The sequence below is a fragment of the Streptomyces sp. WAC03905 genome (assembly GCF_057371075.1).
Window position 1 is genome coordinate 5872293 of sequence record NZ_JBXYDZ010000003.1, and the last position, 22272, is coordinate 5894564.

18 protein-coding genes and 1 pseudogene are annotated in these 22272 nt (G+C 72.0%); 14 read left to right on the forward strand and 5 right to left on the reverse strand.

The window, feature by feature from the left end:
• Positions 1-282: 282 nt before the first annotated feature.
• Positions 283-1164, reverse strand: a complete 882-nt coding sequence (locus AC2RP6_RS29025) for a carbohydrate kinase family protein (protein ID WP_486448853.1) — start codon at positions 1162-1164, stop codon at positions 283-285.
• Positions 1165-1259: 95 nt separating this feature from the next.
• Here AC2RP6_RS29025 and AC2RP6_RS29030 point away from each other — a divergent pair, with 95 nt between their 5' ends.
• A complete protein-coding gene (locus AC2RP6_RS29030) occupies positions 1260-1691 on the forward strand; it encodes a Rieske (2Fe-2S) protein (RefSeq protein WP_486448854.1) in 432 nt (143 codons plus the stop codon).
• Between the two features lie 49 nt (positions 1692-1740).
• Here the strand turns inward: AC2RP6_RS29030 and AC2RP6_RS29035 are convergent, their stop codons facing one another.
• Positions 1741-2682 carry a hypothetical protein gene (locus tag AC2RP6_RS29035; RefSeq protein WP_486448855.1) on the reverse strand — a complete coding sequence of 314 codons (942 nt, stop codon included), beginning with the start codon at positions 2680-2682 and terminating at the stop codon, positions 1741-1743.
• A gap of 229 nt (positions 2683-2911) precedes the next feature.
• Here AC2RP6_RS29035 and AC2RP6_RS29040 point away from each other — a divergent pair, with 229 nt between their 5' ends.
• The 13 genes and pseudogenes from AC2RP6_RS29040 (at position 2912) to pgi (ending at position 18745) form a co-directional block, all read left to right on the forward strand.
• A complete protein-coding gene (locus AC2RP6_RS29040) occupies positions 2912-3514 on the forward strand; it encodes a papain-like cysteine protease family protein (RefSeq protein WP_486448856.1) in 603 nt (200 codons plus the stop codon).
• A 5-nt stretch (positions 3515-3519) separates the two neighbouring features.
• Positions 3520-4356: a hypothetical protein gene (locus tag AC2RP6_RS29045; protein ID WP_486450487.1), complete on the forward strand. Its 837-nt coding sequence runs from the start codon at positions 3520-3522 to the stop codon at positions 4354-4356.
• Positions 4357-4560: 204 nt separating this feature from the next.
• Complete coding sequence (gene uvrC / locus AC2RP6_RS29050; protein ID WP_486448857.1) at positions 4561-6597, forward strand: excinuclease ABC subunit UvrC; 2037 nt, start codon at positions 4561-4563, stop codon at positions 6595-6597.
• Positions 6594-7541, forward strand: a complete 948-nt coding sequence (gene rapZ, locus AC2RP6_RS29055; protein ID WP_486448858.1) for an RNase adapter RapZ — start codon at positions 6594-6596, stop codon at positions 7539-7541. Before uvrC ends, rapZ begins: the two co-directional genes overlap by 4 nt.
• On the forward strand, positions 7538-8593 hold the full coding sequence (locus AC2RP6_RS29060) for a gluconeogenesis factor YvcK family protein (protein WP_486448859.1): 1056 nt from the start codon (positions 7538-7540) through the stop codon (positions 8591-8593). Before rapZ ends, AC2RP6_RS29060 begins: the two co-directional genes overlap by 4 nt.
• Entirely contained in the window at positions 8584-9579 is a 996-nt protein-coding gene (gene whiA, locus AC2RP6_RS29065) for a DNA-binding protein WhiA (protein ID WP_030009075.1), read from the forward strand. Before AC2RP6_RS29060 ends, whiA begins: the two co-directional genes overlap by 10 nt.
• 151 nt (positions 9580-9730) lie before the next feature.
• Positions 9731-12702, forward strand: a pseudogene (locus AC2RP6_RS29070) (M14 family metallopeptidase).
• Between the two features lie 232 nt (positions 12703-12934).
• Positions 12935-13939: a type I glyceraldehyde-3-phosphate dehydrogenase gene (gene gap / locus AC2RP6_RS29075; RefSeq protein WP_486448860.1), complete on the forward strand. Its 1005-nt coding sequence runs from the start codon at positions 12935-12937 to the stop codon at positions 13937-13939.
• A gap of 127 nt (positions 13940-14066) precedes the next feature.
• Positions 14067-15278 (forward strand): phosphoglycerate kinase, encoded by a 1212-nt coding sequence (locus AC2RP6_RS29080; protein WP_486448861.1) that lies wholly within the window; start codon positions 14067-14069, stop codon positions 15276-15278.
• Between the two features lie 6 nt (positions 15279-15284).
• Positions 15285-16061: a triose-phosphate isomerase gene (gene tpiA / locus AC2RP6_RS29085; RefSeq protein ID WP_486448862.1), complete on the forward strand. Its 777-nt coding sequence runs from the start codon at positions 15285-15287 to the stop codon at positions 16059-16061.
• A 130-nt stretch (positions 16062-16191) separates the two neighbouring features.
• Complete coding sequence (gene secG, locus AC2RP6_RS29090) at positions 16192-16422, forward strand: preprotein translocase subunit SecG (RefSeq protein ID WP_030659973.1); 231 nt, start codon at positions 16192-16194, stop codon at positions 16420-16422.
• A gap of 181 nt (positions 16423-16603) precedes the next feature.
• Positions 16604-16939, forward strand: coding sequence for an RNA polymerase-binding protein RbpA (locus AC2RP6_RS29095; RefSeq protein WP_010352468.1), 336 nt, complete (start codon positions 16604-16606; stop codon positions 16937-16939).
• 150 nt (positions 16940-17089) lie between these two features.
• A complete protein-coding gene (gene pgi, locus AC2RP6_RS29100; RefSeq protein WP_486450488.1) occupies positions 17090-18745 on the forward strand; it encodes a glucose-6-phosphate isomerase in 1656 nt (551 codons plus the stop codon).
• 61 nt (positions 18746-18806) lie between these two features.
• Here pgi and pgl read toward each other — a convergent pair whose 3' ends face one another.
• From pgl to zwf, 3 genes are all read right to left on the reverse strand, one after another.
• Positions 18807-19589 carry a 6-phosphogluconolactonase gene (gene pgl / locus AC2RP6_RS29105; RefSeq protein WP_486448863.1) on the reverse strand — a complete coding sequence of 261 codons (783 nt, stop codon included), beginning with the start codon at positions 19587-19589 and terminating at the stop codon, positions 18807-18809.
• 128 nt (positions 19590-19717) lie between these two features.
• On the reverse strand, positions 19718-20746 hold the full coding sequence (opcA, locus tag AC2RP6_RS29110; RefSeq protein WP_486448864.1) for a glucose-6-phosphate dehydrogenase assembly protein OpcA: 1029 nt from the start codon (positions 20744-20746) through the stop codon (positions 19718-19720).
• Positions 20743-22269, reverse strand: a complete 1527-nt coding sequence (zwf, locus tag AC2RP6_RS29115; protein WP_486448865.1) for a glucose-6-phosphate dehydrogenase — start codon at positions 22267-22269, stop codon at positions 20743-20745. Before zwf ends, opcA begins: the two co-directional genes overlap by 4 nt.
• Positions 22270-22272 lie beyond the last annotated feature (3 nt).

Consider the following 22272-nt stretch of genomic DNA (forward strand, 5'->3'; position numbering starts at 1 on the left):
ACCGCGCCGTGGCCGTGCGCTCCCGCCCGGACGCACGGAGGCAAGGGGCTCGGGAGCCGGGGCCGGTGGCATGCGGTGCTGGACGCGATGATCGTCAGGCCGCCGCGGCGCGCGGTTGCTAGGCCCTGTCGTCAGAGTTGCACCTGGCCCGCGGCGCCCGGCACCGCACCTCGCCGCGTTGTCGGGGCGCCCAAGTACGTCCAGTACTCGGGCGCCCCTCCGCCTTGCGATGCACGGCACCGGACGCCGCGGGCCTGACCGGCGCCACTTTGACGACAGGACCTAGGCGCTGAGCTCCGCCGCGTACGGCGGCTCCGCTCCCGGGCGGGTGCAGGTCAGGGCCGCCGCGTGCGCGGCGTACGCCAGGACGTCCGGCCAGTCCACCGGGCCGCCCGGCGCCGCGGCGAGGCGGTGCAGGAGGGCGGCGTTGACGGTGTCGCCCGCCCCGATCGTGTCGGCCACCGCGACCGGACGGGCCGCCGCCGAGTACTCCGCGCCGTCCCGGGTCCAGACGGTCAGCCCCGCCGGGCCACGGGTCAGCACCACCGCCGAGGGACCGGCCGCCAGCCAGTCACCGACCCGCCCGCCCAGCCAGGCCGCGTCCTCCTCCGACAGCTTCAGCACGCCCGTGCACGGCAGCAGCCGTTCGGTGAAGCGGGCGCGGTACCCCTCCGGGTCCGCGATCAGCGCCGGCCGGATGTTGGGATCCAGCAGGGTCAGCAGCCCGCGCCGCGACTCCCGGCGCAGCAGGGTCTCGTACGCGCTCGCGCCCGGCTCCAGGACGAGCGAACAGGTGCCGAGCGCGAGGGCCCGTACGCCGTCCGGGAGGGCGGGCGGCAGGGTGAACAGCCGGTCCGCGGTGCCCTCCACGTAGAACCCGTACGAGGCCGAGCCGTCCGGGGCCAGCGACGGCACGGCGAGGGTGGTCGGCTCCGGCCCGCGCTGCACCAGTGACACGTCCACCCCGGCGGCCCGCAGGCCGGCCAGCAGGCTCTCGCCGAAACCGTCCGTCGAGACCCGGGAGCAGAAGGCGACCGCCGCGCCGAGGCGGCCGAGGGCACGCGCGGTGTTGTACGGGCCGCCGCCCGGGCGGGGCAGCAGCGCGCCCGGCGGCCCGGCCGCGGGCACCAGGTCGATGAGGGCTTCTCCGCCGACGACGATCACGCGGAGGAAGGTACTCCATGGGGCGGCGGTATCGTCGGGTGGACCGTCCGGCCCGTCCGGTCGCCGCCCCCGCCCGTGCACCTCAGGAGAACCGCATGTCCGCGCCGCAGTCCGCCGCCCGCCGTACCGTCCTCAAGGGCGCCGCCGCGCTCGCGGGGGCCGCCGGCGCCGGGGCGGCGCTCACGGCCTGCTCCACCGAGGGCAACAGCGGAGGCAACACCCCCGCCACCCCCACCGCGCCCGTCGAGCTGGGCGCCGCGGCCGACGTCCCGGTGGGCGGCGCGAAGCTCTACCGGGAGCGGAAGCTGATCGTCAGCTGCCCGGCGGAGGGCCAGTACAAGGCGTTCAGCGCCCAGTGCACCCACGCGGGCTGCGTCCTCGACACGATCGACGAGGGGGAGGGGAACTGCCCCTGCCACGGCAGCCGGTTCGACGTGTCGACGGGCAAGGTCCTGCGCGGTCCGGCCGAGCGGCCGCTGCCGGAGGTGCCGGTCCGCGCGGAGAACGGCAGGCTCGTCGCGGGCTGACCCGTACCCGGCTCCGGCGGGACGAGGACCGGCACCGGTCCGGCGGGCGTCAGTCCCAGTCCCAGGCGATGCCCACGATCCCGCGCCGCACCGCCTGTTCCACCAGGTGCACCGCCCGGTGCCGGCCGCTCGGCGTCAGGTCCGCGAGGCCGGTGCGGGGGGCGTCCGGCCCGCTGCGGGCGAAACGCCGGCAGCGCACCGGCAGGGCCGCCTCGTCGAAGCGCACCTGGAGCACGTACTGGCCGCCCGCGTAGCTGAAGCCGCGGACGTACTCCCCACTGCGCTGACCCGTGCCGTCCTCGACGCCGTAACCGAAGACGTACGTGTCGCCGCGCCGCAGCCGGGCGTCGAAGAGCAGCTCCGCGACCACCACCCCGGCCTCCGGATGGCACCGCACCCGGCCCGTACGGCAGTTCTCGTAGGCCGTCACGCGCACCCGGGACACGTCGCAGCCCGGGTCGCCGTGGTGGACGGCGAGGTAGCGGTCCACCCCGTCCCGGTGCGCCCGGACGATCTGCTGCGACTCGCGGACCCGCAGCTCGCCCCCCGGCCCGATGCGGACCCGCTCGTGGTGGCCGAGGGAGTGCAGCCCGCCGTCGGGCGGGAGGTCCATCGCCTCCAGCAGCCGCTCCACCGTCCCGCCGCCGCTGAACAGGGCCCGGTAGGAGCGCCCGGCCGGCCGGGCGGGCCCCGCGCCGGACGCCGGGGCCGCCAGCAGCCGGACCAGGGCGCCGTCGGGCAGTTCCAGGATCCGCTCCAGGGCGCTGACGGCCCGCAGGGACTCCGGACGGCGCGGTCGCCGCGCGCCCTGCTGCCAGTAACTGAGGCTCGTCACCCCGACCGTGATGCCCTGCGCCGCGAGCCGGTGCTGCACCCGCTGCAAGGGCAGCCCCCGGGCGGCCAGGGCGGCGCGCAGGGCCAGGTGGAAGGGGCCGCCGCGCAACAGCCGGTCCAGTTCGGCCAGGCATGCCGGGTCCGGGGAAGGCCGCATGGCGACTCCTCTGTGAACGTTCACACGCGCCGGGGTGGGGGATCACGGCGGCAGCCCCGGGGGGCCAGGTGGAACGGCAGCAACCGTTCACACCACAGCCCCACCGTTCACACTGCAACGTCACCGCGTATTCAAGCGCGTTGACCTGATCGCGACAACTGCCTGATGCTCCTCCACAGCGTCCGGACGCGCTCCTCCACCCCCCACTCCCCACCTCGGGAGGAACGCGATGCGCAACCGAAACCGGCGGCTTTCCCCGGCCGCCGCCCTCACCGCCCTGCTCAGCGCCCTGGTCCTCGCCCTGCCCGCCACCACCGCCACCGCCGCGGAGGCCGGCACCGACTCCGCCCTCGCCGCCAAGCGCCTCAACATCACCATGCAGTCCCAGACGAAGAGCAACTGGTGCTGGGCCGCCGGCGGCAACACCATCGCCACCTGGTTCGGCCGGAACCACTCCCAGAACCAGTTCTGCAACGCCGCCTTCAACCGCCAGCAGGGCACCGACTGCCCCAACAACCAGGCCACCCTCGGCAACGTCCAGACCGGACTGCGCTGGGCGGGCGTCAGCCCCGGCTCGTACGTCACCGGCTGGCTGCAGTACTCCACCGTCCAGACCGAGATCAACGCGGGGCGCCCGATCGAGACCCGGATCCAGTGGTCGAACGGCGGCGGCCACATGCACGTCGTCTACGGCTACGACACCGCGAGCAACTGGGTCTACTGGGGCGACCCCTGGCCCTCCAGCGACCGCTACAACTGGGCCTCCCACGCCTGGTACGTCAACAACAGCACCTTCTCCTGGACCCACTCCCTCTACCGGATCGGGGCGTGAGCGCCATGACCCTGCGCGCTTCGGCCGCCGCGGCCGTCCTGGCCGCCACCGCCCTCCTCGGACTCGCCCCGCAGGCCCTCGCGGCCCCCGTGCCGCAGCCCCCGTCCGCCACCGCCGAGAACAGGGCGGCCGCCGCGCGGGCGGCGACCGCCCCCGACACGCTGGCCACGCTCTCCCGGTTCTTCGCCCGGGAGGGCAAGGTTTCCCTCGCCGCCGCGCAGCCCCGGATCGAGGGCGAGGCGGTCCCCGTCCACCACCTCTCCCCGGACTTCGTCGCGGGCCGGCCGGGCGCGTCCGTCGCCCGCCTGGAGTTCCTCGCCAGCCGGGCCGTCTCCTCCGACGGGCAGGAGGCCGCGCTGTGGACGGCCCCGACGGAGAACGGCTGGCAGGTGGTGAACATCGCCACCGGTGACGACGAATTCCGCTACGCGCGACTGGGCGCGGAGAAACTGCCCGGCGGGACCGTCTTCCGGGAACCGCAGATCGACGCCTGGTACGTGGCCGGGGGCGGCCGGGTGCTGCCACTGGACGAGGACGGCGTACGGGCCGTGGGCGACGGGGGCACGACGCTCGGCGCGTACCGGGCACGGGTCGCCGGGGCGTACGGGGACAAGCTCCCCGGTTCCCCGTACGCCGAACGCGGCACGGCGGGCGGCTACGCCGAGGGCGGTGCGGATGCCGACGCCGTGCCGGACGCCGTGCCGGACGCCGTGTCGGACGCCGTGTCGACTGTCGCCGAGGGTGCGCAGGTGCCGTGGACGGCAGGGGCCGCTGTGCTGGCGCTCGGAGGGCTGGCCGCGGCCGCCGTCCGGCGATCCCGCCGGGTGGGCGCGCGGGCCTGAGCGACGGCGTCCCGCCCGCAGGGCCCGGTCCGTCCCCCCACCTCGGGGCCGGGCCCTGCGGGCGGCTCTCCCCGCCCCGCCCTTCGCCGTTTCCCGGGGCTCCGCCCCGGACCCCGCGCCTCGAACGCCGGCGGGGCTGAGAGGGCGGAGTCCGCGCCGCAGGGGTACGGGTCGTTGTCCGTGCGCGCCAGTAGGGTGGTTGGCATGGCCGACCCTTCCAGCTACCGCCCCCAGCCGGGGCAGGTCCCCGACTCCCCGGGGGTCTACCGATTCCGCGACGAGCACCGCCGGGTGATCTACGTCGGGAAGGCCAAGAGCCTGCGCCAGCGCCTGGCCAACTACTTCCAGGACGTCGCGGGCCTGCACCCCCGTACCGCCACCATGGTGACCACCGCCGCCTCCGTCGAGTGGACCGTGGTCTCCACCGAGGTCGAGGCGCTCCAGCTGGAGTACTCCTGGATCAAGGAGTACGACCCCCGCTTCAACGTCAAGTACCGGGACGACAAGAGCTACCCCTCCCTCGCCGTCACCCTCAACGAGCAGTACCCCCGCGTCCAGGTCATGCGCGGCCCCAAGAAGAAGGGCGTGCGCTACTTCGGCCCGTACGCCCACGCCTGGGCGATCCGCGAGACCGTCGACCTGATGCTCCGGGTGTTCCCGGTCCGCACCTGCTCCGCCGGAGTGTTCAAGCGCTCCGCCCAGATCGGCCGTCCCTGCCTGCTCGGCTACATCGGCAAGTGCTCCGCGCCCTGCGTCGGCCGGGTCACCCCCGAGGAGCACCGCGAACTGGCCGAGGACTTCTGCGACTTCATGGCCGGCCGCACCGGCGCCTACCTCTCCCGGCTGGAGAAGGAGATGCACATCGCGGCCGAGGACATGGAGTACGAGAAGGCCGCCCGGCTGCGCGACGACATCGGCGCGCTCCGCCGCGCCATGGAGAAGAACGCCGTCGTGCTCGCCGACGCCACCGACGCCGACCTGATCGCCGTCGCCGAGGACGAGCTCGAAGCCGCCGTACAGATCTTCCACGTCCGCGGCGGCCGCGTCCGCGGCCAGCGCGGCTGGGTCACCGACAAGGTCGAGGCCGTGGACACCGCCGGGCTCGTCGAGCACGCCCTCCAGCAGCTCTACGGCGAGGAGACGGGCGAATCGGTCCCCAAGGAGGTGCTGGTCCCCGCGCTCCCCGAGGACACGCCCGCACTGGGCCAGTGGCTCGCCGAGCGTCGCGGATCGCAGGTCAGCCTGCGGATACCGCAGCGCGGCGACAAGAAGGCCCTCATGGAGACCGTCCACCGCAACGCCCAGCAGTCCCTCGCCCTGCACAAGACGAAGCGGGCCAGCGACCTCACCACCCGCTCCCGCGCCCTGGAGGAGATCGCCGAGGCGCTGGAGCTGGACGGCGCACCGCTGCGCATCGAGTGCTTCGACATCTCCCACCTCCAGGGCGACGACGTCGTCGCCTCCATGGTCGTCTTCGAGGACGGCCTGGCCCGCAAGAGCGAGTACCGCCGCTTCCAGATCAAAGGCCGTGTCGGAGACACGCAGGTCTGGCACGGCGAGGGGCAGGACGACGTCCGGTCCATGCACGAGGTGGTCTCCCGGCGCTTCCGCCGCTACCTGCTGGAGAAGACCAGGACGGGGGAGTGGGACCCCCAGGACGGCGAGGACGGGCCGCCCGAGGACGACGGCAGGCCCAAGCGCTTCGCCTACCCGCCCCAGCTCGTCGTCGTCGACGGCGGGCAGCCCCAGGTGGCCGCCGCCCGCCGGGCCCTGGACGAGCTCGGCATCGACGACGTCGCCGTCTGCGGCCTGGCCAAGCGGCTGGAGGAGGTCTGGGTGCCCGGCGAGGAGGACCCGGTCGTCCTGCCCCGCACCAGCGAGGGCCTCTACCTCCTCCAGCGGGTACGTGACGAAGCCCACCGCTTCGCCATCCAGTACCAGCGCAGCAAGCGCGGCAAGCGCCTGAAGTCGGGGCCGCTGGACGAGGTGCCCGGCCTCGGCGAGAGCCGCAAGCAGGCCCTGGTGAAGCACTTCGGTTCGGTGAAGAAGCTGAGACAGGCGACAATCGACCAGATCTGCGAGGTCCCGGGCATAGGACGGAAGACGGCCGAGACCGTGGCCGCGGCCCTCGCCGGGGCGGTCCCCGCCGGCCCTGCCGTCAACACGGCCACAGGAGAGATCATTGAGGATGAGAACCCCGCGCCAGCGGGAGCATCGTCCGAACGGGGGACCGAGCAATGACCGAGCACGAGACCGCGCACGACCGAGACGGAGCACAGGTGAGTACGGGCACGACAATGGAGCCCGGCGAGACCGCCGAGGCGGCCATCCCCGAGCTGGTGATCATCTCCGGCATGTCCGGGGCCGGCCGCAGCACGGCGGCCAAGTGTCTGGAGGACCTCGGCTGGTTCGTCGTCGACAACCTGCCGCCCGCGCTGATCCCCACCATGGTGGAGCTGGGCGCCCGCTCCCAGGGCAACGTGGCCCGCATCGCGGTCGTCGTCGACGTCCGCGGCCGGCAGTTCTTCGACGCCCTGCGCGAGTCCCTCGCCGACCTCGACAACAAGGGCGTCACCCGCCGCATCGTCTTCCTGGAGTCCTCCGACGACGCGCTGGTCCGCCGCTTCGAGTCGGTCCGCCGCCCGCACCCGCTCCAGGGCGACGGGCGCATCACCGACGGCATCGCCGCCGAGCGCGACCTGCTGCGCGAGCTGCGCGGCGACGCCGACCTGGTGATCGACACCTCCAGCCTCAACGTGCACGAGCTGCGCGCCAAGATGGACGCCCAGTTCGCCGGGGACGAGGAGCCCGAGCTGCGGGCCACCGTCATGTCCTTCGGCTACAAGTACGGCCTCCCCGTCGACGCCGACCTCGTCGTCGACTGCCGCTTCATCCCCAACCCGCACTGGGTCCCTGACCTGCGCCCCTTCACCGGGCTCAACGAGGAGGTGTCGGGGTACGTCTTCAGCCAGCCCGGCGCCAAGGAGTTCCTCGACCGCTACACCGAGCTGCTCCAGCTCATCGCCACCGGCTACCGCCGCGAGGGCAAGCGGTACGTGACCATCGCGGTCGGCTGCACGGGCGGCAAGCACCGCAGCGTGGCCATGTCCGAGAAGCTCGCCGCCCGCCTCGCCTCCGAGGGAGTCGAGACCGTCGTCGTCCACCGGGACATGGGGCGCGAGTGACCGCACGGACCCCGCGGCTGAGCCGGCTGCGCCGCCTCACCCCAGGGCGGGGAGAGGACGGCGCGGGCCGCCCCGGCCGCCGGAGGGGCGCCACGCCCAAGGTGGTCGCCCTCGGCGGCGGCCAGGGCCTGTCGGCCTCCCTCGCCGCCCTGCGCCGGATCACCGGTGACCTCACCGCCGTGGTCACCGTCGCCGACGACGGCGGCTCCAGCGGACGGCTCCGCGAGGAGCTCGGCGTGCTGCCGCCCGGCGACCTGCGCAAGGCGCTGGCCGCGCTGTGCGGCGACGACGACTGGGGCCAGACCTGGGCCCGCGTCATCCAGCACCGCTTCCAGTCCGAGGGCGACCTGCACGGGCACGCCGTCGGCAACCTGCTGATCGTCGCCCTGTGGGAGCAGCTCGGCGACCCCGTCCAGGCCCTCGACCTGGTGGGCCGGCTGCTCGGCGCCCAGGGCCGGGTGCTGCCGATGTCGGCGGTGCCGCTGGAGCTCCAGGCGCTGGTCAGGGGCCACGACCCGGCCCGCCCCGAGGACGTCGACACCGTCCGCGGGCAGGCCACCGTGGCCCTGACCCCGGGCGAGGTGCTCTCCGTACAGGTCGTGCCCAGCGCCCCGCCCGCCGTACCGGAGGCCGTCGCCGCGGTCCTGGACGCCGACTGGGTGGTCCTGGGTCCCGGCTCGTGGTTCTCGTCCGTGATCCCGCACCTGCTGGTGCCGGAACTGCTGGACGCGCTGATGGAGACGAAGGCCCGGCGGGTCCTCTCGCTGAACCTCGCGCCGCAGCCCGGTGAAACAGAGGGCTTCTCTCCGCAGCGTCATTTGGAGGTTTTGGCCCGACACGCCCCTAAACTCGCCCTGGACGTGGTGCTGGCCGACGAGGCCGCCGTGCCCGACCGCGAGTCCCTCGCCGATGCCGCGAAACGGTTCGGTGCCGCGGTCGAGCTGGCCCCCGTGGCCAGGCAGGACGGCTCACCGAAGCACGACCCGGAGCTGCTGGCCGCCGCGTACGACCGTATTTTTCGGATGCATGGAAGGATCGGCCCATGGCGATGACGCCAGCGGTGAAGGATGAGATCTCCCGGCTCCCCGTCACCCGGACCTGCTGCAGAAAAGCGGAGGTCTCGGCGATCCTTCGGTTCGCGGGCGGGCTGCACCTGGTGAGCGGCCGGATCGTCATCGAGGCGGAGCTCGACACCGGGATCGCCGCCCGCCGCCTGCGCAAGGACATCCTGGAGATCTTCGGCCACTCCTCGGACCTGGTGGTGATGGCCCCCGGCGGACTGCGCCGCGGCAGCCGCTACGTGGTCCGCGTCGTGGCCGGCGGCGACCAGCTGGCGCGCCAGACGGGCCTCGTGGACGGCCGCGGACGCCCCATCCGCGGTCTTCCCCCGCAGGTGGTCTCCGGGGCCACCTGCGACGCCGAGGCGGCCTGGCGCGGCGCCTTCCTGGCCCACGGCTCGCTCACCGAGCCGGGCCGGTCCTCCTCCCTGGAGGTCACCTGCCCCGGCCCGGAGGCCGCCCTGGCCCTGGTGGGCGCCGCCCGCAGGCTCTCCATCGCCGCCAAGGCGCGCGAGGTCCGCGGCGTGGACCGGGTCGTCGTCCGCGACGGCGACGCGATCGGCGCCCTGCTGACCCGGCTCGGCGCGCACGAGTCGGTGCTCGCCTGGGAGGAGCGGCGGATGCGGCGCGAGGTGCGCGCCACCGCCAACCGCCTCGCCAACTTCGACGACGCCAACCTGCGCCGCTCGGCCCGGGCCGCCGTGGCCGCCGGAGCCCGCGTGCAGCGCGCGCTGGAGATCCTCGGCGAGGAGGTCCCCGAACACCTCGCCGCGGCGGGCCGGCTGCGCATGGAGCACAAGCAGGCCTCCCTGGAGGAGCTGGGCGCGCTCGCCGACCCGCCGCTGACCAAGGACGCCGTCGCCGGCCGGATCCGCCGCCTGCTGGCCATGGCCGACAAGCGGGCCCAGGACCTCGGCATCCCGGGCACCGAGTCGAACCTCGACCTCAGCGAGGAAATGGCCGACAACATGGCCGGATGACCGGTCGCCGCCCAGGCACCGCCTACGGCAGAAGGGGCTCGCGCGATCACTCGTGCGGGCCCCTTTCCCGCATGCCCCATTGACATGAGCATGGGCCGGTCTTGAGTCTGGCGTCCGAACCTTTCGTGGCAGCCGACGCCCAGGGGGGCACATGAGTCACCGCGCGAGAGTCGTCCTCGCCGCAAGCGCACTCGTTCTCGGAACCACACTCGCCGCCTTGCCCGCGACCGCCCAGGCCCGGCCCGGCCCCGCCGCGCCCGGCCCCGCGTCCGGCGCCGAGGAGGTGCGGGTCTACGACGCCGACATCACCCGGGAGCAGGTGCCGATCGTCCTCGCGGCCGGCCAGGACGCCCACGAACTCACCGAGCGCGCCCCGGAGAGCGGAACCGCCCGGGTCGAGCTCTTCCTCACCGGAGCCCAGGCCGCCGAACTCGCGGCCCAGGGCGTCAAGCTCGCCGAGCGCCGGATCCCGGCCCGGGGCCTGGCCCGGGCCGAGGCGGCCGGCGACGGCGTGTTCCGCCCGTACAGCGGCAAGGGCGGCCTCCAGGAGGAGATCCTGCGGACCGCGCAGGAGAACCCGGCGCTCACCAAGGTCGTCTCCATCGGCAGGACCGTCCAGGGCAAGGACATCCTCGCCCTCAAGGTCAGCAAGAACGCCAGGAAGACCAAGGACGGCGCCAAGCCCTCCGTGCTCTACATGTCCAACCAGCACGCCCGCGAGTGGATCACCCCCGAGATGACCCGGCGGCTGATGCACCACACGCTCGACAACTACGGCAAGGACCAGCGGATCACGAAGCTGGTGGACTCCGGCGAACTGTGGTTCCTGCTCAGCGCCAACCCCGACGGCTACGACTACACCCACGCCGACGAAAGCCAGCGGCTGTGGCGCAAGAACCTGCGCGACAACAACGGCGACGGCAAGGTCACCGCCGGCGACGGCGTCGACCTCAACCGCAACTTCGCCTACAAGTGGGGCTACGACAACGAGGGCTCCTCGCCGAACCAGACGAGCGAGACCTACCGCGGCCCCAGGGCCACCTCCGAGCCCGAGACCGCCGCCCTCGACGCCTTCGAGAAGCGCGTCGGCTTCGACTACGCCATCAACTACCACTCCGCCGCCGAGCTGCTGCTCTACGGCGTGGGCTGGCAGGTGGCCACCCCCACCCCCGACGACGTGGCCTACAAGGCCCTCGCGGGCACCCCCGAGAACCCGGCCGTCCCCGGCTACTACCCGCAGGTGTCCTCCGAGCTCTACACCACCAACGGCGAGGCCGACGGCCACGCCTCCAACGTCAACGGCATCATGATGTTCACGCCGGAGATGACCACCTGCCAGACCGCCTCGGCGGCCGACCCCGACGACCGGTGGAAGCCCGAGGACTGCGCCTCCGGCTTCAACTTCCCGGACGACGAGAAGCTCATCCAGGCGGAGTTCGCCAAGAACGTCCCCTTCGCCCTCGCGGTCGCCGAGAGCGCCGCCCACCCCGACCGCCCCTCGTCGCCCGTCGGCCTGAGCGCTGCCGACTTCACCCTCGACCCCTTCACCACCTCCTACGCGGCCCGCGGCCAGGACCAGGAGGTCGCCGTCACCGCCCGCAAGGCACTGAAGGACAAGGAGCTCAACTACCGCATCAACGGCGGCCGCACGCACGACGAGGACCTCAGGGCCTGGAAGGGCGGCGACGTCTACGGCGGCGAGGACAACAACTGGTTCGACGAGTACCGCGCCGAGGTCGAGGGCACCCGGCCGGGCGACAAGGTCGAGGTCTGGTTCACCGGCCGCGACCGCTCCGGCACGCAGGTCTCCAGCGAGCACTTCACCTACACGGTGGCCGAGCGGCCGCGCGCGGACGTCCTGGTGGTCGCCGAGGAGGGGGCCGCCGCCCAGCACGCCCAGAAGTACGTCGACGCGCTGCGCGCCAACGGCAGGTCCGCAGCGGTCTGGGACGTCGCCGTCCAGGGCGTCCCGCACGACCTCGGGGTCCTCTCCCACTTCGGCACGGCCGTCCACTACACCGGGGCCAAGACGCCCGGCGGGGACATGCAGTTGGCCGTCCGCGACTTCCTGAACGAGGGCGGGAAGCTGATCGAGGCCGGTGAACCGGCCGGTGGCAACGCCCAGGTCGGCCGCGCCGTGACCAACGACTTCAGCCAGTACTGGCTCGGCGCCTACGGCCGCAGCAGCACCCCCGGCGCCACCGGCTTCACCGGCGCCGGCGCCCTGCAGGGAGCGAGCGGCGGCCTCGGCGACGCGGCGGACAACCCGCTGAATGCCCCGGGCTCCTACACGGTGACCTCCGAGACCCTGGCGCCCGCGCAGTTCCCGCAGTTCACCAGCGCGCAGGCGGGCCGGTACACCGGGATCACCAACCCGTACGCCCCCTACGCCGGCACCGGGATGGCCTCGGCCCTGCACAACGACAGCGACTGGAAGCGGCTCGTCCGCACCCTCGACCTCACCGGAGTCACCGCGGCCGACCGGCCGCAGCTCAAGCTCGCCCTCAACTGGAACCTGGAGGAGGGCTACGACCACGCCGCGCTGGAGGCCCGCAGCGCCGGCGGCGAGGACTGGACCATGCTGCCGGAGGCGGGCGGCCTGAGCAGCCCGGCCGTCCCGGAGGAGTGCGCGGCCGGATTCTTCGTCAACGGCCACCCGTTCCTGCGCCACTACCTCACCCTGGAGAGCGGCGGCTGCACCCCGTCCGGCACCAGCGGCCAGTGGAACACCTTCACCGGATCCTCCGGCGGCTGGAAGCAGGTCTCCTTCGACCTGAGCGCCTACGCGGGCCGGTCCGTCGAGCTTCTCCCTCTCCTCCATCACCGACCCGAGCACCGGCGGACGCGGCGTCTTCGCGGACGAGGCGCGCCTGTCGACCGCCGCCGGGGAGCAGGCGGCCGAGGGGTTCGAGACCGCCCTCGGCGCCTGGGCCGCCCAGGGCGCCCCCGCCGGAAGTCCCGACGTCCCGGGCGACTGGTCCCGGACGGGAGAAGCTCTTCCGGTCCTACGCCTCGGTGACCACGCGTGACACCGTCCTTCTGGGCTTCGGCCTGGAACACCTGCCCGCGGCGGCGGATCGCGCCCTACTCGTCGGTAAGGCGCTCCGCTCGCTCCACCGCTGAACAGCGCCATCCCCGACCCTCACCCGGAGTGACCGGGACCGCGGTCCCCGGGGCCCGCACCGGAGCGTCCGGGGCGGGCCCCGGCGGGGGTACCCCGCGAAGTGCGGGGAGTGTCAGGCCTCGACCGATGTCACCCAAAAGCTCACGGAGAGGTAGGGTCGTAAGCGGTCGGGGACATCCCATTTACATCTCGCCGGCGCTCTCACCGGCGCACCAACGAGGAGATCGGTTCGTGACGATCCGCGTAGGCATCAACGGTTTTGGCCGCATCGGCCGCAACTACTTCCGGGCCCTCCTGGAGCAGGGAGCGGACATCGAGATCGTCGGTGTCAACGACCTGACTGACAACGCCACCCTGGTGCACCTTCTCAAGTACGACACCATCCTGGGCCGCCTCAAGGCCGAGGTGTCCCACACCGACGACACGATCACCGTCGGCGGCAACACCTTCAAGACCTTCGCCGAGCGCGACCCCGCGAACCTCCCCTGGGGCGAACTGGGCGCCGACATCGTCATCGAGTCGACCGGCATCTTCACGAAGAAGGCCGACGCCGCCAAGCACATCGCGGCCGGCGCGAAGAAGGTCCTCATCTCGGCTCCGGCCAAGGACGAGGACATCACCATCGTGATGGGCGTCAACCAGGACAAGTACGACGCCGCCCAGCACCACGTCATCTCCAACGCGTCCTGCACCACCAACTGCGTGGCGCCGATGGCCAAGGTCCTCGACGAGAACTTCGGCATCGTCAAGGGCATGATGACGACGGTCCACGCGTACACGAACGACCAGCGCATCCTGGACTTCCCGCACTCGGACCTGCGCCGCGCCCGCGCCGCCGCCGAGAACATCATCCCGACCTCCACGGGTGCCGCCAAAGCCACCGCGCTGGTCCTGCCGCAGCTCAAGGGCAAGCTCGACGGCATCGCGATGCGCGTCCCGGTCCCGACCGGCTCGGTCACGGACCTCGTGCTGGAACTCGACCGCGAGGTCACCAAGGACGAGATCAACGCCGCCTTCCAGAAGGCCTCCGAGGGCCAGCTGAAGGGCATCCTCGACTACACCGAGGACGCGATCGTCTCCTCCGACATCGTGAACTGGCCGGCGTCCTGCACCTTCGACTCCTCCCTGACCATGGTCCAGGGCAAGCAGGTCAAGGTCGTCGGCTGGTACGACAACGAGTGGGGCTACTCCAACCGCCTCGTGGACCTGACGGTCTTCGTCGGCGGCCGGCTCTGAGTTTCCAGGGCTGACACCACGATGTGAAGCACAGGGTCCGGGCCGCGCGACGATGCGCAGTCCGGACCCTGTAGCTTGCCAGTCGTTCTTCGCCCCCGACACGGGCGCCCAAAGGAGTCAGAAACACATGAAGACGATCGACGAACTGCTCGCCGAAGGCGTCAAGGGCAAGCGGGTCTTCGTCCGCGCGGACCTCAACGTCCCGCTCGCCGAGGGCACCATCACCGACGACGGCCGCATCCGCGCCGTCCGGCCCACGATCGCGAAGCTCGCCGAGGCCGGCGCCCGCGTCATCGTGGCCTCGCACCTGGGCCGCCCCAAGGGCGCCCCGGACCCGGCCTTCTCGCTCGCGCCGGCCGCCGCGCGCCTCGGTGAACTGCTCGGCACGGACGTGGCGTTCGCCACCGACACCGTGGGGTCCTCCGCCAAGGAGACCGTCGCCGCCCTCACCGACGGCAAGGTCGCCGTCATCGAGAACCTGCGTTTCAACGCCGGCGAGACCTCGAAGGACGACGCCGAGCGCGGCGCCTTCGCCGACCAGCTGGCGGAGCTCGCCGACGTCTACGTCGGCGACGGCTTCGGTGCCGTCCACCGCAAGCACGCCTCGGTCTTCGACCTGCCCGCGCGCCTGCCGCACGCGGCCGGCCAGCTCATCGCCACCGAGGTCGGCGTCCTGAAGAAGCTGACCGACGAGGTCAAGCGCCCCTACGTCGTGGTCCTCGGCGGCGCCAAGGTCTCCGACAAGCTCGCCGTCATCGACGAGCTGCTCGGCAAGGCCGACCGCCTCCTGATCGGCGGCGGCATGGCCTACACCTTCCTCTACGCCAAGGGCTACGAGGTCGGCATCTCCCTGCTCCAGAAGGACCAGGTCGACAAGGTCAAGGAGTACATGGCCCGGGCCGAGTCCACCGGCGTCGAGCTCGTCCTGCCGGTCGACATCCTGGCCTCGACGGACTTCCCCGACCTCAAGGGCAAGACCCCGGCCGAGTACACCACCGTCGACGCGGACAAGATCCCCGCCGACAAGGAGGGTCTGGACATCGGTCCGAAGACCCGTGAGCTGTACGCCTCGAAGATCGCCGACGCGGCGACCGTCTTCTGGAACGGTCCGCTGGGCGTCTTCGAGCACCCCGACTACGCCGGAGGCACCCGCGCGATCGCGCAGGCCCTCGTCGACAGCGACGCCTTCACCGTGGTCGGCGGCGGCGACAGCGCCGCCGCGGTCCGCACGCTCGGCTTCGACGAGAACGCTTTCGGCCACATTTCCACCGGCGGTGGCGCCTCCCTCGAATACCTCGAGGGCAAGACGCTCCCCGGCCTCGCCGCCCTGGAGGGCTGAACCCGCATGACCACCCGCACCCCGCTCATGGCGGGCAACTGGAAGATGAACCTCAACCACCTGGAGGCCATCGCCCACGTCCAGAAGCTCGCCTTCGCGCTCGCCGACAAGGACTACGACGCCGTCGAGGTCGCGGTCCTGCCGCCCTTCGTCGACCTGCGCTCCGTCCAGACCCTGGTCGACGGCGACAAGCTCAAGATCAAGTACGGCGCCCAGGACATCTCCGCGCACGACTCCGGTGCCTACACCGGCGAGATCTCCGGCCCGATGCTGTCGAAGCTGCGCTGCACGTACGTGGCCGTCGGCCACAGCGAGCGCCGCCAGTACCACGGCGAGACCGACGAGATCTGCAACGCCAAGGTCAAGGCCGCCTTCAAGCACGGGATCACCCCGATCCTGTGCGTGGGCGAGGGCCTGGACGTCCGCAAGGCCGGCGAGCAGGTCCCGTACACGCTCGCCCAGCTCGACGGCGGCCTGAAGGACGTCCCGGCCGAGCAGGTCGAGTCCATCGTGATCGCCTACGAGCCCGTCTGGGCCATCGGGACCGGCGAGGTCGCCACCCCCGAGGACGCCCAGGAGGTCTGCGGGGCGATCCGCGGCCGCCTCGCGGAGCTGTACTCGCAGGAGCTGGCCGACACGGTCCGCATCCAGTACGGCGGCTCCGTGAAGTCCGGGAACATCGCGGCGATCATGGCGCAGCCCGACGTCGACGGCGCCCTGATCGGCGGCGCGGCGCTGGACGCGGACGAGTTCGTCAAGATCGTCCGCTTCCGCGACCAGTGAGTATGCGGTAGGGCCGATCCGTCGTACCCTTGCGGGGGCCAGAGGCTGAACCACCAGCCGCTGGCCCCCGCGCACATCCCGCAAAGCCGGAAAGCCTGAAAAAGCCAGAAAGTAGGAATCAGCCGTGATTATGGGGTTCTCGATCGCCCTGATCGTCTTCAGCGCCCTGCTGATGCTGCTCGTGCTGATGCACAAGGGCAAGGGCGGCGGCCTCTCCGACATGTTCGGCGGCGGCATGCAGTCGTCGGTGGGCGGCTCCTCCGTCGCGGAGCGGAACCTGGACCGCATCACCGTCGTGGTGGGTCTGCTCTGGTTCGCGTGCATCGTCGCGCTCGGCCTCGTGATGAAGTCGAGCAGCTGACCGTTCTCGCCATTCCGGCAGTCCGGTCGGCATCGCCCGACCTATGATGGGGCAGGCGTTCACGACGTGGAATCAGTAACTCCGCTCACTGGACGTGCGTTGGGCCTTACGTAGACTTGGGCGCTCCGCGGCGGGAATTCCACTCATACTCCGCGGCACCATCACGCAGGGAGTTACGACCGTGGCAAGTGGCAACGCGATCCGTGGTAGCCGGGTCGGAGCGGGGCCGATGGGTGAGGCAGAGCGCGGCGAGTCCGCGCCCCGCCTGCGCATCTCCTTCTGGTGCTCGAACGGGCACGAGACGCAGCCGAGCTTCGCCAGCGACGCGCAGGTGCCGGACACCTGGGACTGCCCGCGCTGCGGGTTCCCGGCCGGCCAGGACCGGGACAACCCGCCCGCGCCGCCGCGCACCGAACCGTACAAGACGCACCTGGCGTACGTACGCGAACGGCGCTCCGACGCCGACGGCGAAGCGATCCTCGCCGAGGCGCTCGCCAAGCTCCGGGGCGAGATCTGACCCCGCCCGGCGAATATGACGTGAGGCCCGGCCCCGCAGGAATCTCTCCTGCGGGGCCGGGCCTCTTTGTGTGCGTTGCGCCGCTTGTGATCCCTTAAGTTGGTGAACGGCGGGGCACGACAGGACGGAAGAAACGGGTTGATGTCCGAGATGAACGCAGAGAGCAGGGCGAAGCTCAACCGGACGCCGCAGTGGCTGGCACTCGGCAAGCACCGGGAGGAGTTCGGGAACACGCACCTGCGGCAGCTGTTCGAGGAGAACCCCGGCCGCGGCGCCGGTTACACCCTGCAGGTCGGCGACCTGCACATCGACTACTCCAAGCACCTCGTCACCGACGAGACGCTGGAGCTGCTGCGCGAACTGGCGGCGGCGACGGGCGTGGCCGAGCTGCGCGAGGCCATGTTCCGCGGCGCGAAGATCAACACGACCGAGGACCGGGCGGTCCTGCACACCGCGCTGCGCGCACCGGCCGACACGGTCGTCGAGGTGGACGGCGAGGACGTCGTCCCGGGCGTGCACGCGGTCCTCGACAAGATGGCGGCATTCTCCGAGCAGATCAGGTCGGGGAAGTGGACGGGCTTCACCGGCAAGCGCATCAAGAACGTCGTCAACATCGGCATCGGCGGTTCCGACCTGGGGCCCGCCATGGCCTACGAGGCCCTGCGCGCCTTCGCCGACCGCGGCCTGACCGTGCGCTTCGTGTCCAACGTCGACGGCGCGGACCTGCACGAGGCCGTGCGCGACCTGGACCCGGCCGAGACGCTGTTCATCATCGCCTCCAAGACCTTCACCACCATCGAGACCATCACCAACGCCACGTCGGCGCGCGGCTGGCTGCTCGCCGGGCTGGGTGGTGACCAGGCCGCCGTGGCACGGCACTTCGTCGCGCTGTCGACCAACGCGGAGAAGGTCACCGAGTTCGGCATCGACCCGGCCAACATGTTCGAGTTCTGGGACTGGGTCGGCGGGCGCTACTCCTTCGACTCGGCCATCGGGCTCTCCCTGATGATCGCCATCGGCCCGGGCGCCTTCCGCGACCTGCTCGCCGGCTTCCACCTGATGGACCAGCACTTCCGCACGGCGCCGCCGGAGGAGAACGCCCCGCTCCTGATGGGCCTGTTGGGGATCTGGTACGGGGCCTTCTTCGACGCGCAGTCGCACGCGGTGCTCCCGTACAGCCACTACCTCTCGCGCTTCACCGCCTACCTGCAGCAGCTGGACATGGAGTCCAACGGCAAGTCCGTGGACCGCGACGGCAACCCGGTGGACTGGCAGACCGGCCCGGTGGTCTGGGGCACGCCCGGCACCAACGGCCAGCACGCCTACTACCAGCTCATCCACCAGGGGACGAAGGTGATCCCCGCCGACTTCATCGGCTTCGCCAACCCGGTGGCCGAGCTGGAGGCCGCGCCGGCGGCCCAGCACGACCTGCTGATGGCCAACTTCTTCGCGCAGACCCAGGCACTGGCCTTCGGCAAGACGGCCGACGAGGTCCGCGCGGAAGGGGCGCCGGAGTCGCTGGTCCCGCACAAGACCTTCCACGGCAACCACCCGACGACCACGATCCTGGCCGTGGAGCTCACCCCCGGCGTGCTGGGCCAGCTGATCGCACTCTACGAGCACAAGGTGTTCGTCCAGGGCGCCGTGTGGAACATCGACTCCTTCGACCAGTGGGGCGTCGAACTCGGCAAGGTGCTCGCCAAGCGCGTCGAGCCCGCCCTCACCGAGGGCGCGGAGGTGCCGGGTCTGGACGCCTCGACGCAGTCGCTGGTGGCCACCTACCGGAAGCTGCGCGGACGCGGCTGACGCACACGCGCGAAGGGCCCGCCCTCCCGGAGGAGGGCGGGCCCTTCGCGTCGGTCCCCGGTCAGGAGGAGGCCGGAGGGTACATCCCGGACGGCAGCTTGGCCGCCGCCGCGCGGTCCAGGAGCCACAGGGTGCGCGAGCGCCCGTACGCCTCCGCGGCCGGCGCCTGCACCGCGCCCGCCCCGCCGAGGGCGATGGAGACCGCTCCGGCCTTGTCCTCGCCGGCCGCCAGCAGCCAGACCTCGCGGGCCGCCCGGATGGCCGGGAGGGTCAGCGAGATCCGGGTGGGCGGGGGCTTGGGCGCGCCGTGCACGCCGACCACCGTGCGCTCGGTCTCCCGGGCCGCCGGGTGCTCGGGGAACAGCGAGGCCACGTGCGTGTCCGGGCCGACGCCCAGCATCAGCACGTCGAAGGTGGGCACCGGGCCGTGGTCCTCCGGACCGGCCGCCCGCGCCAGTTCGGCCGCGTACGCGGCGGCCGCCGCGTCCACGTCGGCGCCGTACGGGCCGTCCGAGGCCGGCATGGCGTGCACGCGCGCCGGGTCGACCGGGACGGAGTCCAGGAGGGCCTCGCGGGCCTGGGTGTGGTTGCGCTCGGGATCGTCGGCGGGCACGTACCGCTCGTCGCCCCACCACAGGTCGAGCCGCTGCCAGTCGACCGCGTCGCGGGCCGGGGCGGTGGCCAGCGCGGCGAGGAGGCCGTTGCCGTTGCGTCCGCCGGTGAGGACCACGGACGCGGTGCCGCGGGCCGCCTGGGCGTCCACGATCTTCGTGATGAGCCGGGCCGCGGTGGCCCGGGCCATCAGTTCCTTGTCCCGGTGGACGACGACCTGAGGAGTCGTCATACCCATGTGCTGCCGCCTTTGTGGTGGTCCTGGGGTGGTTTGGTGCCACTGCGCGGAGCTCTCCCCGCCACGAACCGGGGCGGAGCCCCGGGAAACGTGGCGGGGAGAGCTCCGCGCAGCGGGACGGGCTACTTGGCCGGGGCCTTCTTCGTCGCCTTGGCGGTCGGCCCGGCCGCCGGCTTCCCGGCCGGAGCCGACTCGGCAGGAGCCTCGGCCTCCGGCACCGGCGTCGCGGCCGCCAGCTGGGACACTCCGTACTTCAGCGAGGCCGCGTACGTGTTGTCCGGGTCCAGCCGGCGCAGCTCCTCCGCCAGGAGCTCGGCCGTGTCGCGGCGCTTGAGCGCCACGTTCCGGTCGGGCTGCCCCGGCATGCACAGCGTGGCCAGCCCGCCGTCCGCCCGGTTCAGGACGATGTCGCCGTCCTTCGTCGCCAGGCGTACGGCCGTCAGACCCGGCCCCGACGACAGCGTGCGGCGGACGGGGACCTGGAGCCGGTCCGCCAGCCACATGGCCAGCAGTTCGCAGCTCGGGTTGTCGCCCTCGCCCTCGACGGTCGCCGAGACGACCGACAGGGACTGCTGGTCCAGCGCCGCGGCCAGCATGGAGCGCCACGGGGTGATCCGGGTCCACGAGAGGTCCGTGTCCCCGGGGGCGTACGCGCCCGCCCGGGCGCCGAGCGTCCCGACCGGGTCCTCGCAGGAGTACGTGTCCGTGATGCGGCGCTGACCGAGCGCACCCAGCGGGTCGCCCGCCAGGTTCGTGGGAGCACCGTCCGGCCACCAGACGACGACAGGCGCATCCGGAAGGAGCAGCGGGAGAACCACCGACTGGGCGTGGTCGACCAGTTCGCCGTGAAGGCGCAGCACGACCGTCTCACCGCTGCCGGCGTCCGCCCCGACGCGGACTTCCGCGTCGAGCCGGGCGTCGCGGCGGCTGCGCGGCGAGCGGCTGGCCCGCTTGATGACGACGACGATCCGCGAGGGGTGTTCGTGGGACGCGTCGTTCGCCGACTTGAGCGCGTCGTACGCGTTCTCCTCGTCGGTCACGATCACCAGCGTGAGGACCATGCCGACGGCCGGCGTGCCGATGTCCCGGCGTGCCTGCACCATCGCGGCATTGATCCTGCTGGAGTTGGTCTCCGTGAGGTCGATCTTCATGGCCGGCGCCAGCTCCGTCCGTCTCGTGCGAGCATCTCGTCCGCCTCGACCGGCCCCCAGGTGCCCGCCGGGTACTGCGCGGGCTTGCCGTGCTTGTCCCAGTACTCCTCGATCGGGTCGAGGATGTTCCAGGACAGCTCCACTTCCTGGTGACGGGGGAAGAGGTTCGCGTCGCCGAGGAGCACGTCGAGGATGAGCCGCTCGTACGCCTCGGGGCTCGACTCCGTGAAGGACTCGCCGTAGGCGAAGTCCATCGTGACGTCCCGGACCTCCATGGAGGTGCCCGGGACCTTGGAACCGAAGCGCACCGTCACGCCCTCGTCCGGCTGGACCCGGATGACCAGGGCGTTCTGCCCCAGCTCCTCGGTCGCGCCCGACTCGAAGGGCAGGTACGGGGCCCGCTTGAAGACCACGGCGATCTCCGTCACCCGGCGGCCGAGGCGCTTGCCCGTCCGCAGGTAGAAGGGGACGCCCGCCCAGCGGCGGTTGTTGATCTCCAGGCGGACGGCCGCGTAGGTGTCGGTCTTCGACTTGGGGTCGATGCCGTCCTCTTCGAGGTACCCGACGACCTTCTCGCCGCCCTGCCAGGCCGCCGCGTACTGGCCGCGCACGGTGTGCTTGCCCAGGTCCTCCGGCAGCTGCACCGCCGTGAGCACCTTGAGCTTCTCCGCCACCAGCGCCTTGGGGTGGAAGGAGCCGGGCTCCTCCATCGCGGTCAGCGCGAGCAGCTGCAGCAGGTGGTTCTGGATGACGTCGCGGGCCGCGCCGATGCCGTCGTAGTAGCCCGCCCGGCCGCCGATGCCGATGTCCTCGGCCATGGTGATCTGCACGTGGTCGACGTACGACCGGTTCCAGATCGGCTCGAACATCGTGTTGGCGAAACGGAGCGCCAGGATGTTCTGGACGGTCTCCTTGCCGAGGTAGTGGTCGATCCGGAAGACCTCGTCGCGCGGGAAGACCTCGTGGACGACCTTGTTGAGCTCCTCGGCGCTCTTCAGGTCGTGGCCGAAGGGCTTCTCGATGACGGCACGCCGCCAGGAGCCCTCCTTCTGCGCCAGACCGTGGTCCTTCAGCTGCTGGACCACCTTGGGGAAGAACTTCGGCGGGACGGACAGGTAGAAGGCGAAGTTGCCCCCCGTGCCCTGCGCCTTGTCGAGCTCGTCGATCGTCGCCTTCAGCGTCTCGAAGGCGGCGTCGTCGTCGAAGTCGCCCTGGACGAAGCGGCAGCCCTGGACCAGCTGCTGCCAGACCTCCTCACGGAAGGGGGTGCGCGAGTGCTCCTTGACCGCCTCGTACACCTCCTGGGCGAAGTCCTCGTGCTCCCACTCCCTGCGGGCGAACCCGATGAGGGAGAAGCCCGGCGGGAGCAGGCCGCGATTGGCCAGGTCGTAGACGGCAGGCATCAGCTTCTTGCGCGACAGGTCACCCGTAACGCCGAAAATGACCAGGCCGGACGGCCCCGCGATGCGCGGGAGCCGCCGGTCCTGTGCGTCACGAAGCGGGTTCGCTCCGTTTACAGACAAGGT